The organism is Cupriavidus oxalaticus (assembly GCF_004768545.1).
GTDB lineage: Bacteria > Pseudomonadota > Gammaproteobacteria > Burkholderiales > Burkholderiaceae > Cupriavidus > Cupriavidus oxalaticus_A.
This window is the reverse complement of record NZ_CP038635.1, coordinates 143,535-158,134: the sequence shown is the minus strand read 5'-3', so window position 1 is coordinate 158,134 and position 14,600 is coordinate 143,535. Positions and strand designations below refer to the sequence as shown.

Genomic DNA, 14,600 nt, shown 5'->3' with positions numbered 1-14,600 from the left:
GTTCTTCGTTGTGGGGTGCCGCGGCGCTCAGTACCCGCGCTGCAGGTCGACCACGCCGGCAATCGGCTGGCCCGCGCGCAGCGCGCGGATCTTGCCGGCGATCTGGGCGATGCTGTCCTCGCGCAGGGTCAGCGCCGAAATATGCGGCGTCACCGTGATGCGCGGCTCCTGCCAGAACGGATGATCCGCCGGCAGCGGCTCGGTGCGGAACACGTCGAGCGTGGCGCCCGCAACCTGGCCCGACTGCACTGCGGCCAGCAGGTCTTCCTCGACCAGGTGCTGGCCACGCGCCACGTTGATCACATAGGCGCCCTGCGCCAGCCGCGCGAACAGGCCGGTGTTCAGGATGCTCTCGGTTTGCGGGGTCAGCGGCAGCACATTGACCAGCACGCGCAGGCCGTCCAGGAACGGCGCCTGGCCCGCATCGCCATAGAAGCCGCTGACGCCTTCGATCGCGCGCGCGGTGCGGCTCCAGCCGCGCACCGGGAAGCCGAAGCTGGCCAGCGTGCGGGCGATATGGGTGCCGAGCGTGCCCACGCCCATCACGCCGATGGTGAAGTCGGCGCGGCGATGCGGCTTGAGGAATTTCCAGTTGCCGGCGCGTTCCTGCGCCTCGTAGGCGTCGAGCTTGCGGAAATAGCGCAGCACGGCGGCGGTGACGTACTCGGCCATCTGCGCGGCCATGCCGGCATCGTCCAGCCGCACGATCGGCACGCCTGCGGGCAGCGCATCGGGTGCCTCGTCGCGCAGCCGCAGGATGCCGTCGACGCCGGCGCCGAGGTTGAAGACCGCCTTCAGGTCGGTGCGGCCGCGCAGCATTTCCACCGGCGGGCGCCAGACCACGGCGTAGTCGGCTGGCTCGCCCCGGCTGCCCTCCCAGGTCACGCATTCGGCTTCGGGCAGGGCTTCGGCAAAGCCTTCGACCCACGGCTCATAGCGGCCGTCGGGGACGTACAACTGCAACTTCATCTTGTCTCCAGGGGATATTGCGGGGCGCGCATCGACTGTCATTCCCGCGCAGGCGGGAACGACGGGTGAGCAGATACCCAGAAGGCTATTTTGGCAGAGGAATGCGATCCGGGTCAGGCTTCGGGCCGGACCCGGACCGTACGCGCCCCTTACTTGCCCTCGAACGCCAGCAGCTGCGCCCCTTCGGCCACCTGCTCGCCGACACGATAGAGCACTTCGCTGACCACGCCGTCGGCCGGCGCGCTGATGGTGTGCTCCATCTTCATTGCTTCCATCACCAGCAGCGGCGTGCCGCGCGTGACCGTGCTGCCGGGCTCGACCATCACCGCGATGACCTTGCCCGGCATCGGCGCGGTCAGCTTGCCGCCCTCGCCTTCGGCCTCGCCGGCGTGGGCCAGCGGGTCGAGCCACGCCAGCGCGACATGCCGCCCGCCATAGAACACATGGAAGGTCTCGCGGTCGCAGTGCACCTGCCCATGCGCACGGCGGGTGCCGAGGTTGACGCGCAGGTCGTCGGCCTGGCAGGTGCTGGCGAAGGGCGCGGCCTGGTCGGCATAGATCAGCGTGCTGCCGCGCGCATTGGTGTTCAGCGTCACGTCGAGCACATGGTCGCCGTAGCCGAAGCGCAGCTGGCGCGAAACGCCGCCATTGAGCCGCCATGCCCCGCCGTGGGTCCACGGCGAGTGCGGATCGGCGGCGTCGATGCGCAATTCGCGCGCCTCGCGGTCCAGCAGCGCGGCGACCGCCAGCGCGATGATCTCCATGCCGACCGGGGCCGGCGGCGGGAACAGGGTCTTCTCGTTGCGATCGATCAGCCCCGTGTCCAGATCAGCAGTGCGGAACGCTTCGGACTTGACCAGCCGCTGCAGGAACGCCACGTTGGTCGACAGTCCGACCACGTGATACGCCGCCAGCGCCTGCCGCATCCGCGCCAGCGCCTCGTCCCGGTCCTTGCCCCAGACGATCAGCTTGGCGATCATCGGGTCGTAGTACGGGCTGATGGTGTCGCCCTCGCGCACGCCGGCATCGATGCGGATGCCCGCCGGGCCATGGGCGTCCTCGCCGCGCATGAACTGCACCGCCGGCGGCGTGCGCAGGAAGCGCAGCGTGCCGGTGGAGGGCAGGAACTGCTTGTCGGGGTTCTCGGCGTAGATGCGCGCCTCCAGCGCGTGGCCGTCGATGCGCAGTTGCTGCTGCGTCAGCGGCAGCGGCTCGCCGGCGGCGACGCGCAGTTGCCATTCGACCAGGTCCTGTCCGGTGATCATCTCGGTGACCGGATGCTCGACCTGCAGGCGCGTGTTCATCTCCATGAAGTAGAAGGAGCCGTCCTCGCCGTTGGAATAATCGGCGATGAATTCCACGGTGCCGGCGCCGACATAGCCCACCGCCTTGGCCGCGGCGACTGCCGCTTCGCCCATGGCGCGGCGGCGTTCTTCGGTCATGCCCGGCGCGGGCGCCTCTTCCAGCACCTTCTGGTGCCGGCGCTGCACCGAGCAGTCGCGCTCGAACAGGTAGACGCAGTTGCCGTGGGTGTCGGCAAATACCTGGATCTCGATATGGCGCGGGCGCGTCAGGTACTTCTCGACCAGCACCTTGTCGTCGCCGAAGCTGGCGCTGGCCTCGCGCTTGACCGACGCCAGCGCGGCCTCGAAGCCATCGCCCGACTCGACCACGCGCATGCCCTTGCCGCCGCCGCCCGCGCTGGCCTTGAGCAGCACCGGGTAGCCGATGCGATCGGCCTCGCGGCGCAGCAGCGCCGGGTCCTGGTCTTCGCCGTGGTAGCCGGGCACCAGCGGCACCGACGCCTTTTCCATCAGCTGCTTGGCCGCGCTCTTGCTGCCCATCGCGTGGATCGCGGAGGCCGGCGGGCCGATAAAGACCAGCCCCGCCGCGGCGCAGGCCTCGGCGAAGGCTTCGTTCTCGGACAGGAAGCCGTAGCCCGGGTGGATCGCCTGGGCGCCGGTCTCCTTCGCCATCTCGATGATGTGGTCGGCGCGCAGGTAGCTGTCGCGCGCGGCGGCGCCGCCGATATGGACGGCCTCGTCGCAGAAGGCGACGTGGCGGGCATCGGCGTCGGCATCCGAGTACACCGCGACGGTGCGGATGCCGAGCCGGCGGCAGGTGGCGGCCACGCGGCAGGCGATCTCGCCGCGGTTGGCAATCAGGATCTTGCTGAACATGGCTCCCTCCTTGTTATGCCGTTATCGGCATCTTACGGCGGGGAGGTGTCCAATGGGTTAATTCCGCGTCGCTATCTCACGTAACCTTGCCGCGAGACCATCCCGCTCAACTACCCCGCGTAACCCTCCGCGCGGATGTCGAGCCGGGCCAGCAGGGCGCGGTCGCGATCTGCCTGCGGGTTGCCGGTGGTCAGCAGCTTTTCGCCGTAGAAGATGGAATTGGCGCCGGCCATGAAGCACAGCGCCTGCAGCGCCTCGTCCATGGCTTCCCGGCCGGCCGACAGGCGCACCATCGCTCCGGGCATGGTGATGCGGGCCACCGCGATGGTGCGGACGAATTCGAACGGGTCCAGCGCCTCGGTGCCGGCCAGCGGCGTGCCTTCGACCTGGACCAGGTTGTTGATGGGCACCGACTCCGGGTACGGGTCCATGTTGGCCAGCTGCGCGATCAGGCCGGCGCGCGCCTCGCGCGATTCGCCCATGCCGACGATGCCGCCGCAGCAGACGTTGATGCCGGCGTCGCGCACATGGCCGATGGTGTCGAGCCGGTCCTGGTAGGTGCGCGTGGTGATGATCTTGCCGTAGAACTCGGGCGAGGTATCCAGGTTGTGGTTGTAGTAGTCCAGCCCGGCTTCCTTTAGCTGCTGCGCCTGCTCGGCCTTGAGCATGCCCAGCGTGACGCAGGTCTCCAGGCCCATCGCCTTGACCTCGCGCACCATGTCCATCACCGGCTCGAGGTGGCGGTCCTTGGGGCTGCGCCAGGCGGCGCCCATGCAGAAACGCGTGGCGCCGTTGGCCTTGGCGGCGCGCGCGGCGTCGAGCACCTCGTCCAGCGCCATCAGTTTCTCGGCCTTGACGCCGGCGTCGTGGTGCGCGCTTTGCGGGCAGTAGCCGCAATCCTCTTCGCAGCCGCCGGTCTTGATCGACAGCAGCGTCGAGAGCTGCACGGTGTTGGCGTCGAAATTCTCGCGATGCACCTGCTGGGCGCGGAACAGCAAGTCGTTGAACGGCAGCGCGAACAGCGCGGCAACGTCGTCGACGCGCCATTTGGCGTCGTCGGGCAATGCATGCTGGCGGGCAATCTGGCGCAGCGATTCGGCGGAGATGGTGGTAACGGTGTGGGCTTGGGTCATGTTGTTTTCAGTCGGATTGTGGTTCAGGCGGCGAGGCCGGCGGCCTCGGCCCGGGATCTGGCGGTGGCGGCGAACAGCGGCGCGAGGTCGAGGCGCCCTGCTGAGGCGGCGGGGTCGAGTTGCCACGGCAGCTCGCCCAGGCACGGCGCGTCCAGCGATGCATGCAGCGTGGCGATGTTCTCGTCGGCGAGCAGCAGGTCGGGGTCGACGCGGTTGGCGATCCAGCCGGCCAGCACCAGGCCGCGCGCGCGGATCGCTTCGGCGGTCAGCACGGCGTGGTTGAGGCAGCCGAGGCGGATGCCGACCACCATCACCACCGGCAGGCCCAGCATCACGGCCAGGTCGGCGGTGCTCCAGCGCACCGCGCCGGCATCCAGCGGGACGTGGAAGCCGCCCACGCCCTCCACCACCACAGCGTCGGCCTGCCGGCGCAGCGCGTCGAAGGCAGCGCGGATCGGTGCGCGGGTGATGCGCACCCCTTCCCGCGCCGCGGCCAGATGCGGCGAGCACGGTGTGCGCAGCAGGAACGGACAGGTATGGCCGAGCGGCACCGTCACCGAACTGGCGGCGCGCAGCTGCGCCACGTCGTCGTTGTGCCAGTGGCCATCGCGCCATTCGCTGCCGCTGGCGACGGGCTTCATGCCCGCGCTGCGGTAGCCGGCGCCCTTCAACGCATGCAGCAGCGTGGCGCTGGCGTGGGTCTTGCCGACGCCGGTATCAGTACCGGTGACGAAGGAGGCGAAATTGCGCGGCGCGGTCATGCAGCCTCCTTGCGCGGCATCGCCTCGGACAGCGCGTCGAGCAGCCGTTGCACATCGGCCTCGTCGTGCGCGGCGCACAGCGTGATGCGCAGCCGCGCGGTGCCTTCCGGCACGGTCGGCGGCCGGATCGCGCCGACGCGGATGCCGCCGGCTTCCAGCGCCGCCGACAGCGCCAGCGACGCGGCGTTATCGCCGATGATCAGCGGCTGGATCGCGGTCTGGCTCTCGCCCAGCGACCAACCCGCGCTGGCCGCCAGCCGCGCCAGGCCTTCGCGCAGCCGCGCGATGCAGCGCGCCAGTTGCGCGCGGCGTTGCCGGCCTTCCTCGCCTTCGATGATCGCCAGGCTGGCCAGCAGCGCATGCGCTACCGCCGGCGGCGCGGCCGTGGTGTAGATGTATGGCCGCGCGGTGTTGACCAGGTGCTCGATCACGGTCTCGTGCGCGGCGACGAACGCGCCCGCCACGCCGGCGGCCTTGCCGAGCGTGCCGATGTAGATAAAGCGCTCGGACGACAGCCCCAGCGCTTCCAGCACGCCGTGGCCCTGCTCGCCCAGCACGCCGAAGCCATGCGCGTCATCGACGATGATCCACGCGTCGTAGCGCTCCGCCAGTGCCAGCAGCTCGCGCAGCGGCGCGACGTTGCCGTCCATGCTGAACACGCTGTCGGTGACGATCAGCTTGCGCTCGCTGGTGCTCGCCGCCAGCAGCGCTTCCAGCGCGACGGTGTCGCAATGCGGGTAGCGCTGCACGTCGGCGCGCGCCAGCCGGGCGCCGTCGATCAGCGAGGCATGGTTGAGCGATTCGCAGAACAGCGTCGCGCCCGCCGTGCCCAGCGCGGTCAGCACCGCCATGTTGGCCATGTAGCCGGTGCAGAAATACAGCGTCTGCGCATGCGGGATTTGCGGCGCGAACCAGCGTGCCAGTTCCTCCTCCAGCTGCGCATGCGCCAGCGAATGGCCGCTGACCAAGTGCGAAGCGCCGCTGCCGGCGCCGTAGCGGTGCGCGCCTTCCGCCAGCGCGGCGATCACCTTCGGGTGGTTGGCCAGTCCGAGGTAATCGTTGCTGCAGAAAGTCAGCAGCGGCTGTGGCTGCGCATCGGCGGCACCCACGGCCTGGTGCGGCGCGCACGCGGTATGGGCGATGCGGCGGCGGCGCGTCAGCGCCAGTTGCTGGCGCTGTGCGGCGGCCTGTTTCAGTTGTTCAAGCAGCATGGCGGACCTCCGCGCCGGTGGTGACATCGTCGAGCGTGGCCAGCAATTGCTGGCCCAGCCAGCTTGCCTGCGCGGCATCGAAGACATAGGGCGGCAGCACGTACAGCGTGTTGCCGATGGGGCGCACCAACAGCTCGCGCGCGCGCGCGGCATGGTGGAAGCGCGATGAGAAATCGGCGCCGGCCACGTCGTCGCGCACATCGGCGGCCCAGACCAGGCCGCGCTGGCGCACGTGCTGCAGGCGCGCGTCGGCGGCCAGCGGCGCCATCGCGTCGGCCAGCCAGCGGGCGCGCTCGCGGTTCTGCCCGATCACGTTGTCCTGCTCGAACAGGTCGAGCGTGGCCAGCGCGGCGCGGCAGGCGAGCGGGTTGCCGGTGTATGAGTGCGAATGCAGGAAGCTGCGCGCCAGTTCGTCGGCAACAAAGGCGCGCTGGATTTCCGGGCGCGACAGCACCAGCGACAGCGGCAGGTAGCCGCCGCTGATGCCCTTGGACAGGCACAGGAAATCGGGCCACGCATGCGCGGGCAGCGGCGTCTCGGCCGCGGCTTCGCCGCGCGACTGCTCCCATGCGAAGAAGGTCCCGGTGCGGCCGCAGCCGACCGCGATCTCGTCGGCGATCAGGTGGATCCGGTAGCGATCGCACAGCGCGCGCGCGCCGTCGAGGTAGGACGGGTCATGCATCGCCATGCCGGCGGCGCCCTGCACCAGCGGCTCGACGATCAGCGCGGCGATCTGGCCGGCGCGCTCGCGCAGCAGCGTTTCCAGCTCCGCCAGCGCGCGCGCGGCCACGTCGGCGGCCGATTCGCCGCGCAAGGCCTGGCGCGCGTCGGGCGACATCACCACGTGGGCGCGGCGGATCAGCGAGTCGTAGGCGTCGCGGAAGATCTCCACGTCGGTCACCGCGAGCGCGCCCACGGTCTCGCCGTGGTAGCCGTTGCGCAGGCAGACGAACTCCCGCTTGGCCGGCAGTCCGGTGTTGCGCCAGTAGTGGAAGCTCATCTTCAGCGCGATCTCGACCGCCGAGGCGCCATCCGAGGCGTAGAACACATTGCCGAGCGCGCCGCCGCTCAGCGCGGACAGGCGCTCGGCCAGCTCCACCGCGGGTGCATGCGTGCAGCCGGCGAGCATCACATGCTCGAGCGTCTCCAGCTGGCTCGCCAGCGCGGCGTTGATGCGCGGGTTGGCGTGGCCGAACAGGTTGACCCACCACGAGCTGGTGGCGTCGAAATAGCGGCGGCTGTCGGCATCGAACAGCCACGGGCCTTCGCCGCGCACGATCGCCAGCGGCAGGGCGTCGTCATCGGGGCGCAGGCGGGTGCAGGGGTGCCAGACCGCGTTGCGGCTGCGCTGGCCCAGCGACTGCGCGCCGCCTGGGGAAAGGGACAGGTGATCCAAGGTAGCCCTCCTTTGTTGACCGCCCGGGTGTCTGGCGCTGCCGGCTGGACCGGGTACGCGACGTTGGCGGACGGGTTGGGAGGGTCATGTTAGGGATGTCTCCTTGGGGTTGGCAATGTTGCCGAATTTCTTGATTTGGGGGTGATTTGGCAGGAATTGGGGGATGTTATCGGGATGAAGCACCAGTCTTGCGCTTAGCGTGCCGCGATCTCCACGCAAAATTCGGCGAGCTTTTTTTCGGAGCTGCAAGCTTCCGGTGTGCTGCAACGTGGCGTCCCTCTCCCGCACGCGGGAGAGGGGCGCAAACACTCGGTTGGATTAAAGCCTCAGGCCGGCCGCCACGACGGCGACCGCTTTTCCAGGAACGACCGCACCCCTTCCTTCCCTTCCTCCGACGCGCGGATCTTCGCGATCCGGTCAGCCGTATCCGCCAGCAGGTCGTCATCGATCATCCGCCCCGCGATTTCCTGCACCAGGCGCTTGCTCTCGCGCACGGCGTTCGGGCTGTTGCCGACCAGCGCGGCCGCCAGCTCGGCCACCTTGGCGTCGAGCGCTTCGGCCGGAACCACCGCGTGCACGAAGCCGAGCCGCAGCGCCTCGGCCGAGTCGAAGCGCTCGGCGGTGATGAAGTAGCGGCGCGCCGCCTGCTCGCCCATGGCGCGGATCACGTAGGGGCTGATGGTGGCGGGCAGCAGCCCCAGGCGCGCCTCGGACAGGCAGAAATGCGCGTGCTCGGCGGCAACCGCGATATCGCACGCGGCAACCAGCCCCATGCCGCCGGCATAGGTGTCGCCCTGGATGCGCGCGATCACCGGGCGCGGGCACGACCACACCGTATGCAGCATCTGCGCCAGCGTCAGCGCATCGGCACGGTTCTGGTCATCGGAGTAGCCGGCCATCTTCTTCATCCAGTTCAGGTCGGCGCCTGCGCAGAAGGCCGGGCCATTGCCGGCCAGCACGATGGCGCGCACCTCGTCCATGTCGCCGAGCGCGCGGAAGGCGCCGGTGACTTCGGCGATCACGGTCTCGTTGAAGGCATTGCGCACGTCGGGCCGGTTCAGCGTCACGGTGGCGACGTGGTTGGCGATATTGACGGTGAGGGTGGTGAATTCCATGGTTCGCTCCGTTGGCGGATGTCTGAATGATTGGCGGATGCGGCTCAGGAGCCGGTCTCGAACGGCAGGCCGAGCGAGTGGAAAAATGCGGCGACCTCGGGCAGCCACAGCGGGATGCCTTCGCGCGCGCTGAACAGCCGGTGCGAGTCGTTGCCGAAGTCGCCCACGTCGACCAGCCAGGCCCTGGCCGCTTCTCCCTTGGCCTGCGCCTTGTATGCGTTGAACATGCGGCCGGGCAATGGCACCGGCCAGTAGCTGTCATTGTCGCCGTACACCCACAGCGACGGGTAGCGCGCGGAGCTGCCATAGCTCGCGAAGGCGTCGACCAGCCGGTCTTCCCAGTCCGCGCAATTCAGGTTGCGCAGCCCGCCGGCAAAGTTGACCACGCCACGCACGCCGGGATAGCCGATGGTGCTGAAGGCCATCGTGGTCAGCCCGCCGTGCGACTGCCCGATCACCACGATGCGCTCCATGTCGATATAGGGCAGCGTGGCCATGTAGTCGAGCGCGGCCACCACGTCGTCGGCCTGCATCATGCCGTTGGCCTCGATGTCGCAGCTGCCGCCCACGTAGGCGCCGCCCGAGCGCGCAAAACCCTGCCGCATCGGCAGCACCACCGCGTAGCCGCGGCGCAGGAACTCGGCGCTCTGCGCCGCGAAGCGCGCGCGCCCCTGCATGAAAGGCCGGCCCGGCGCCTTGCCGTGGTTGATCACCACCAGCGGGAACGGCCCTTCTCCCGGCGGCTTGAACACCGTCGCTTCCAGGTCGATGCGCGACGGTATCGCGGCCTTGGGCAGCATCACCACCTGCTCGGTGAAACGCATGCGCGGCGTGGCCTGCCCGGTGCCGGCCCCGGTCTGCGCCGGCGCCGGCAGCGCCGGCAGCAAGGCCAGCACCGTGGCAAGGCAGGAAAGCAGACGGGTCACGCAACGCATGGAAGTAGCAGCCAAAAAACCGATGAAACCGATGAAGCCATGAAACCAGTAAAGCAGACAGCGACGATGCCGTGACGGCGCTACATGCGGAACACGCCGAATTTCATGTCCTCGATCGGCGCGTTCAGGCTGGCCGACAGGCCCAGCCCCAGCACCGTGCGCGTCTGCGCGGGATCGATCACGCCGTCGTCCCACAGCCGCGCGCTGGCGTAGTACGGGTGGCCCTGGTGCTCGTACTGGTCGCGGATCGGCTGCTTGAACGCATCCTCTTCCTCCGCGCTCCACTTGCCGCCTTTCGCTTCGATACCATCGCGGCGCACCGTCGCCAGCACGCTCGCCGCCTGCTCGCCGCCCATCACCGAGATGCGCGCATTCGGCCACATCCATAAAAAGCGCGGCGAATAGGCACGCCCGCACATGCCGTAGTTGCCGGCCCCGAACGAGCCGCCGACGATCACCGTGAACTTGGGCACCTGCGCCGTCGCCACCGCGGTCACCATCTTGGCGCCATTGCGGGCGATGCCTTCGTTCTCGTACTTGCGCCCCACCATGAAGCCGGTGATGTTCTGCAGGAACACCAGCGGGATCTTGCGCTGGCAGCACAGCTCGATAAAGTGCGCGCCCTTCAGCGCCGACTCCGAGAACAGGATGCCGTTGTTGGCGACGATGCCGACCGGGTAGCCCCAGATGCGCGCAAAGCCGCACACCAGCGTGGTGCCGTAGCGCGCCTTGAATTCGTCGAACTCGGAGCCGTCGACGATGCGCGCGATTACCTCGCGCACGTCATAGGGCTTGCGCGTGTCGGTGGGGATCACGCCATACAGTTCTTCCACCGCGTACAGCGGCTCGACCGGCTCGTGCAGGCGGATCTGGTCCGGCTTGCGCCGGTTCAGGTGCTGCACGATATTGCGCGCCAGGCTCAGCGCGTGGTGGTCGTTCTGCGCGAAGTAGTCGGCCACGCCGGACAGGCGCGTATGCACGTCGGCGCCGCCCAGGTCCTCGGCGCTCACCTCCTCGCCGGTGGCGGCCTTCACCAGCGGCGGGCCGCCCAGGAAGATAGTGCCCTGGTTCTTGACGATGATCGACTCGTCGCTCATCGCCGGCACGTACGCGCCGCCGGCGGTGCACGAGCCCATCACCACCGCGATCTGCGGGATGCCCTGCTTGGACAGGTTGGCCTGGTTGTAGAAGATGCGGCCGAAGTGGTCGCGGTCGGGGAACACGTCGTCCTGGTTGGGCAGGTTGGCGCCGCCGGAATCGACCAGGTAGATGCACGGCAGGTTGTTCTGCTCGGCGATCTCCTGCGCGCGCACATGCTTCTTGACCGTCATCGGATAATACGTGCCGCCCTTGACGGTGGCGTCGTTGCAGACGATCACGCACTCCTGCCCGGCCACGCGGCCGATACCGGTGATGATGCCCGCGCCCGGCGCGGCATCGTCATACATGTCGTAGGCGGCAAGCTGCGACAGCTCCAGGAACGGCGTGCCCGGGTCGAGCAGTTGCTGCACGCGGTCGCGCGGCAGCAGCTTGCCGCGCGACAGGTGCTTGTTGCGCGCATCGTCACCGCCGCCCTGCGCCAGCTTTGCGACCTTCGCCTTGAGGTCGGCCACCAGTTCCCGCATCGCGTCGGCATTGGCCTTGAACGATTCCGAGCGGGCGTTCAGTTTGGTTTCCAGCGTGGGCATCGTATCGTCTCGTTGCTAGGGTCTTGGTGGGGATCCGTCCAGCCTGCGCTGCATGCGAGGGATGGAGGCCGGCCTATGTGGCGATGCTCATGGCGCTTCCCCGATCATGTCGCCATCCACATAGAGCCAGCGCGGGGTCTCGCCGGGCGCGCGCGGCTCGTGCACGAAGCGGCTGCGCTCATGCAGCCGCCAGGCGCGCCCGCCGACCTTGTAGCGCGCGACGAACTCCACTTCGGCATGGGTGTCGTCCTGCTGCGCGTGCGCCTTCACCGACAACCCGAGCCAGCGCGTGGCGGTGTCTGGCGCAAGGTCCGCCGGACAGGTAGACGGATGCCACGTCTGGCGCAGCCAGTCAGTGTCGTTCAGCACATAGGCGCTGTAGCGCGAGCGCATCAGCGCTTCCGCGTTGGGCGGCAGCGCCTCGCCGCGATGGAAGCGGCCGCAGCACGCAGCATAGTCGGCGCCGCCGCATGGGCACGGCACCGGACCGGCCTTGGGCGGGCGGCGCGCAGTCATCCCACCAGCTCCGGCAGCTCGCGCATGTCGGTGAAGAGCGTGTGTGCACCGGCTTCGCGCAGCGACGCGGCGTCGTTGCGCGCGGCGTAGCCGAACACCGTCATGCCCGCGGCCACGCCGGCGGTGACGCCGGTGGGGCTGTCTTCGATCACGGCGCACCGCGCCGGCTCGACGCCCATGGTGCGCGCCGCCAGCAGGTACACGTCGGGCGCGGGCTTGCTGCGCGCCACTTCGGTGGCGGAGAAGATATGCTCGCGCTCATCCTGCTGGAACAGCTCGACCAGCCCGGTCTTGGTCAGCTGCAGCTTGACCTTGATGCGGTCCGCGCCCGACGCCACGCACACCGGCATGCCGGTGGCGGCGATCTTGCCGATGGCGTCGCGCACATGCGCCACGGCCGCCACTTCGGCCTCGAGCACCGCGTTGCGGCGCGCCAGCCAGGTCGACAGCCAGTTCTCGGGCAGCGGCGCGCCGCGCATGCGTTCGATCATGCCCAGTTCCTCGCGCACGGCGCGGCCGAGGAACAGGCGCGTGGAGTCTTCCAGCGAGATCCCGATGCCGAGTTCGTTCAGCATCTGGTTGAGCACGCGGTTGACGATGGGCTCGCTGTCGACGAGCACGCCGTCGCAGTCGAAGATCACGCAATCGAAACGGCCGGAATGGCCCTGGGTTACTGCGGTCATGCGGGTTTCTTTTCCTTGTTGTCCAGGCGGTCGTGCCGCCTGTTGCCGGGGGCGCCGGCGGCACATGGCATCATCGTACGCTTTTTAAGCCCGGGTCAGGCCAGCGCGCGCGCAATCAGGATCTTCTGGATATCGCTGGTGCCCTCGTAGATCTGGCACACGCGCACGTCGCGGTAGATGCGCTCGACCGGGAAGTCGCTGACATAGCCATAGCCGCCGAACACCTGGATCGCGTCCGAGCAGACCCGCTCCGCTATCTCGCTGGCAAAGAGCTTGGCCATCGCCGCTTCCTTCAGGCACGGGCGGCCGGCGTCGCGCAGCGCCGCCGCGTGCCACACCATCTGGCGCGCGACGTCGATGCGCGTGGCCATCTCGGCCAGGCGGAACTGCACCGCCTGGTGCTGGAACAGGGGCTGGCCGAAACTCTCGCGTTCCCTGGCGTACGCCAGCGCCGCTTCAAACGCGGCGCGCGCCATGCCGATGCTCTGCGAGGCGATGCCGATGCGCCCGCCCTCCAGCCCCGACAGCGCCATCTTGTAGCCGCCGCCCTCGTCGCCCAGCAGGTTGGCCGCCGGCACGCGGCAGTCCTCGAACAGGATCTGCGCAGTGTCCGACGAATGCTGGCCGAGCTTGTCTTCCAGACGCGCCACAACATAGCCGGGCGTGGAAGTCGGCACGATAAACGCGCTGATGCCGCGCTTGCCGGCGGCCTTGTCGGTCACCGCCAGCACGATCGCCACGTCGGCGTTCTTGCCGCTGGTGATGAACTGCTTGACGCCGTTGAGCACGTAGTCGTCGCCGTCACGAACCGCCGTGGTGCGCAGCGCCGAGGCATCGGAGCCGACGTGCGGCTCGGTCAGGCAGAACGCGCCGAGCATCTCGCCGCGCGCCAGCGGCACCAGCCACTGCTGCTTCTGCGCCTCGCTGGCGAATGACATCAGCATGCTGCACACCGGGCAGTTGTTGACGCTGATGACGGTGGAGGTGCCGCCGTCGCCGGCCGCGATCTCTTCCAGGATCAGCGCAAGCGACAGGTAGTCCAGGCCAGCGCCGCCGTATTCTTCCGGCACGGCCACGCCATAGGCGCCCAGCGTGGCCAGTTCGCGATGCACGTCCTTGGGAAAGGTCTTGTCGCGGTCCCACTGCGCGGCCTGCGGCGCGATCACCTCCTGCGCGAACTGGCGCACGGCGTCGCGGATCATTTCCTGTTCGGGGGTCAGCAGCATATCGATGGTCGGTTGGTCGTGCGCGCCGCGATCACCAGGGGATCGGCGTGCCGTCGTAGTTGTGGAAAGTGCCGTTGTCGCGCCGCTTGACGCCGGCCAGCACCTGGCGCATGCCCTTGACGCTCTGCTGCACGGTCAGGTCGGCTTCCTGGCCGCCCATGTCAGTCTTGACCCAACCGGGGTGCAGCGCCACGCAGGTGGCATGGCGCGCGTCGAGCGAGACCGCGCGCAGCGCTGCGTTGGCGCCGGCCTTGCTGACGCGGTACAGCCAGCTGCCGTTGTGCTCCATGCCGCCGATGCTGCCCATGCGCGAGGACAGCACCGCCAGCACGCCGCCGTGGCCGGACTGTCCGGCCTCGACATAGGGCAGCACCAGCGGCAGCGCCATCATCGGGCCGAGCACGTTGACGTGCATCACCCGGTCGAAGTCCTGCGGCGTCACCGGCTGCGCGCCTTCGGTGCGCGGGCCCAGCACGCCGGCGTTGTAGATCGCCACGTCGAGCGCTTCGCCGTCGAGCTTCCAGCCCAGCCCGGCGACAGCGCCGGGATCCGACAGGTCTACCTGATGGGCTTCGGCGCCAAGCGCCTGCAGCGCGCCCACGCCTTCCAGCGTGCGTGCCGCCGCGATGACGCGCCAGCCGTCGGCGCGGTACTGGCGGACGAATTCAAGGCCGATGCCGCGGGAGGCACCGAGGATCAGGACGGTTGGCAAGGGTTGCTCCTTGGTCTGGTACCGACGGGTTCAGCAAACTGCCTCTGCATGGCTCCCCTCTCCCGCATGCGGGAG

Annotated in this window: 13 protein-coding genes; all 13 read right to left on the bottom strand. The window is 69.0% G+C overall.

Annotated features, from left to right (window positions below; translation table 11 throughout):
- Window positions 1-27 precede the first annotated feature (27 nt).
- Window positions 28-969 carry a 2-hydroxyacid dehydrogenase gene (locus E0W60_RS11515; protein WP_133098123.1) on the bottom strand — a complete coding sequence of 314 codons (942 nt, stop codon included), beginning with the start codon at window positions 967-969 and terminating at the stop codon, window positions 28-30.
- 149 nt (window positions 970-1,118) lie between these two features.
- The gene (locus E0W60_RS11510; RefSeq protein WP_135704198.1) at window positions 1,119-3,149 is read right to left on the bottom strand and encodes an acetyl/propionyl/methylcrotonyl-CoA carboxylase subunit alpha; all 2,031 of its coding nucleotides are present in this window, start codon (window positions 3,147-3,149) and stop codon (window positions 1,119-1,121) included.
- Between the two features lie 110 nt (window positions 3,150-3,259).
- Window positions 3,260-4,282, bottom strand: coding sequence for a biotin synthase BioB (bioB, locus tag E0W60_RS11505; protein ID WP_135704195.1), 1,023 nt, complete (start codon window positions 4,280-4,282; stop codon window positions 3,260-3,262).
- A gap of 23 nt (window positions 4,283-4,305) precedes the next feature.
- Window positions 4,306-5,043 (bottom strand): dethiobiotin synthase, encoded by a 738-nt coding sequence (gene bioD, locus E0W60_RS11500; protein WP_135704193.1) that lies wholly within the window; start codon window positions 5,041-5,043, stop codon window positions 4,306-4,308.
- Window positions 5,040-6,254: an 8-amino-7-oxononanoate synthase gene (gene bioF / locus E0W60_RS11495; protein WP_135704191.1), complete on the bottom strand. Its 1,215-nt coding sequence runs from the start codon at window positions 6,252-6,254 to the stop codon at window positions 5,040-5,042. Before bioF ends, bioD begins: the two co-directional genes overlap by 4 nt.
- Window positions 6,244-7,650 (bottom strand): adenosylmethionine--8-amino-7-oxononanoate transaminase, encoded by a 1,407-nt coding sequence (bioA, locus tag E0W60_RS11490; protein ID WP_135704190.1) that lies wholly within the window; start codon window positions 7,648-7,650, stop codon window positions 6,244-6,246. The genes bioF and bioA overlap by 11 nt, the downstream gene beginning before the upstream one ends.
- Before the next feature lie 326 nt (window positions 7,651-7,976).
- Window positions 7,977-8,765, bottom strand: a complete 789-nt coding sequence (locus E0W60_RS11485) for an enoyl-CoA hydratase/isomerase family protein (RefSeq protein ID WP_133098114.1) — start codon at window positions 8,763-8,765, stop codon at window positions 7,977-7,979.
- A 44-nt stretch (window positions 8,766-8,809) separates the two neighbouring features.
- Complete coding sequence (locus tag E0W60_RS11480) at window positions 8,810-9,700, bottom strand: dienelactone hydrolase family protein (protein ID WP_133098113.1); 891 nt, start codon at window positions 9,698-9,700, stop codon at window positions 8,810-8,812.
- Window positions 9,701-9,780: 80 nt separating this feature from the next.
- Window positions 9,781-11,388 (bottom strand): carboxyl transferase domain-containing protein, encoded by a 1,608-nt coding sequence (locus E0W60_RS11475; RefSeq protein ID WP_135704163.1) that lies wholly within the window; start codon window positions 11,386-11,388, stop codon window positions 9,781-9,783.
- An 87-nt stretch (window positions 11,389-11,475) separates the two neighbouring features.
- Window positions 11,476-11,904, bottom strand: coding sequence for a YchJ family protein (locus E0W60_RS11470; RefSeq protein ID WP_133098511.1), 429 nt, complete (start codon window positions 11,902-11,904; stop codon window positions 11,476-11,478).
- Window positions 11,901-12,587 (bottom strand): HAD family hydrolase, encoded by a 687-nt coding sequence (locus tag E0W60_RS11465; RefSeq protein ID WP_133098510.1) that lies wholly within the window; start codon window positions 12,585-12,587, stop codon window positions 11,901-11,903. Before E0W60_RS11465 ends, E0W60_RS11470 begins: the two co-directional genes overlap by 4 nt.
- A 95-nt stretch (window positions 12,588-12,682) precedes the next feature.
- Complete coding sequence (locus E0W60_RS11460) at window positions 12,683-13,813, bottom strand: acyl-CoA dehydrogenase family protein (protein WP_135704161.1); 1,131 nt, start codon at window positions 13,811-13,813, stop codon at window positions 12,683-12,685.
- Window positions 13,814-13,844: 31 nt separating this feature from the next.
- Window positions 13,845-14,525, bottom strand: coding sequence for an SDR family oxidoreductase (locus tag E0W60_RS11455; protein WP_133098508.1), 681 nt, complete (start codon window positions 14,523-14,525; stop codon window positions 13,845-13,847).
- Between the last annotated feature and the right edge of the window lie 75 nt (window positions 14,526-14,600).